Source organism: Streptomyces sp. NPDC006261, assembly GCF_040613515.1.
Classification (GTDB): Bacteria; Actinomycetota; Actinomycetes; order Streptomycetales; family Streptomycetaceae; genus Streptomyces.
Genome location: NZ_JBEXSI010000146.1, coordinates 1 through 2,317 on the forward strand (window position 1 = coordinate 1; position 2,317 = coordinate 2,317).

Genomic DNA, 2,317 nt, shown 5'->3' on the forward strand with positions numbered 1-2,317 from the left:
GCGTTGGAGGCGGCGATCAATGATGTGATCGCCCGGCACGAGCCGTTGCGCACGGTCTTCCCCGACATCGACGGACAGCCCCACCAACGGGTGCTGGATGCCGCCGACGTACGGGTCGGACTGCCGGTCCAGCACATCCCCGAAAGCGGGCTCGACGCACGGGTGGAGGAGTCTGTCCGTCACCGCTTCGAACTGGACCGGGAGATCCCCGTCCGTCCCACGCTGCTCAGCACCGGAACGGATCGCCATGTCCTGATCCTGACGATCCATCACATAGCCAGCGACGGCTGGTCGCTCGGCCCGCTCGCCGACGACCTCAGGGACGCCTACACCGCCCGCCGCGCCGGTGAGCCGCCGACGTGGTCGGCGCTGCCGGTGCAGTACGCCGACTACAGCCTCTGGCAGCACGAGCTGCTCGGCGACGACACCGACCCGGACACCCTCTTCGGCCGGCAGACGGCTTACTGGGAAGACCACTTGGCCGGTCTGCCCGAGGTCGTCAGCCTCCCCACCGACCGGCCGCGACCCGCCGTGGCCTCCCAGAACGGCGCCGAGGCCACGTTCACCATCGACGCCGCGACGCATGCCGCGCTGCGCGAGCTGGCCCGTTCGGGGGACGCGACGCTGTTCATGGTCCTCCACGCGGGTCTGGCGGCCCTGCTTTCCCGGCTGGGCGCGGGCGCGGACATCCCGGTGGGTTCGCCCGTCGCCGGACGCACCGACGAGGGCCTCGACAACCTGGTCGGCTTCTTCGTCAACACCCTGATCCTGCGCACCGACACCTCCGGCGACCCCGCCTTCACCGACCTGCTGGGGCGGGTCAGGGAGACGAGTCTGGCCGCCTACACCCACCAGGACATCCCCTTCGAGCACCTGGTGTCGAAACTCAACCCGCAGCGCTCCACCGCCCATCACCCCCTCATCCAGGTGATGCTGGCGCTCCAGAGCAATACGGACCTGCGCTTCGAGCTGCCCGGCCTAAGTACCCAGCTCCTCAACCCCGCACCCGGCGGCTCACAGTTCGACCTCACACTCAACCTGGTGGAGAACTTCGACGCGGACGGGAGGCCCGCAGGGCTCACTGGCATGATCGAGTACGCCACCGACCTCTACGATCCCGCGACCGTCGACGCCTTCACCGCCCGCTGGGCCCGCCTGCTGACAGCCGCCGGACAGGACCCGCACCTGCCCATCCGCGCTCTGGACATCCTCGGCGCCGACGAGCGACGCCACCTGGACACCTGGAGTGTGTCCCCGCGCACGGCGGTCGAGGCGACTCTCCCGGAGCTCTTCGAGGCGCAGGTCCACGCCACCCCGCGGGCGCCCGCACTGATCGACAGCGAAGGCACGGCCTCGTACGCCGAACTCGACGCACAGGCCAATCGGATAGCCCATTGGCTCATCGGCCGGGGAGTCGGCCCCGAGCGCGTCGTCGGGGTCGCCGTCGACCGCTGCCGGACCCAGCTCGCCGTGATCCTGGGGATCCTCAAGGCCGGAGCCGTGTACCTGCCGATCGACCCCGAACACCCCGCCGAGCGGATCGCGCACGTGATCGCCGACGCCCGTCCCGCGCTGGTGCTGGCCACCGGCCCGCTGGATGTCGCGACGCCGCTCTTCACCATCGACGATCCGGCCCTCGCCGACGCGTGGGACAGCCGGCCGGCCACCGCTCCGCGGGACAGTGACCGGACGGCACCCCTGTCCCCGCGCAACACCGCGTACGTCATCTACACCTCGGGCTCCACCGGGACTCCGAAGGGCGTGAGCGTCACACACGCCGGCCTGGCGGGTCTGACCGCCACGGCCGAGAGCTTCGGCCTGGCCCAGGGCAGCCGCATCCTGCAGTCCACCTCCTCCAGCTTCGACGTGTCCGTGATGGAGCTGCTGACGGGCTTCACGGTAGGCGCCGCCCTCGTCCAGACCGGTTCCCCGCACCTGGTGGGCGATGAGCTCGTCGCCGCGCTGGTGACCCATCGGGCCAGCCACCTCTTCGTGGCCCCCTCCGTACTGGCCGCCCTTCCGGCCGGCACCGAGTCCGCCCTGCCCGACCTCCGCTCCCTCGTGGTCGCGGGCGAGGCATGCCCGCCCGACCTGGCCGAGCTCTGGTCCGCCGGACGCCTGATGATCAACGCCTACGGCCCGACCGAGGCCACCGTCTACGCCACCACCAGCCGCCCCCTCACCGGGGCGACCGCCCCCATCGGCGTGCCCGTCGTCGGAGCCCGGGTGTTCGTCCTGGACGACGGGTTGTCCCCGGTGCCGTCCGGCGTCCCGGGTGAGTTGTATGTGACCGGTCCTGGGTTGGCGCGGGGGTATG

1 protein-coding gene is annotated in these 2,317 nt (G+C 71.1%); it reads left to right on the top strand.

What is annotated here, in order from left to right:
- Window positions 1–2,317: condensation domain-containing protein (locus ABZ154_RS34930; RefSeq protein ID WP_356838484.1), on the top strand; the 2,317-nt coding region annotated here is incomplete at both ends.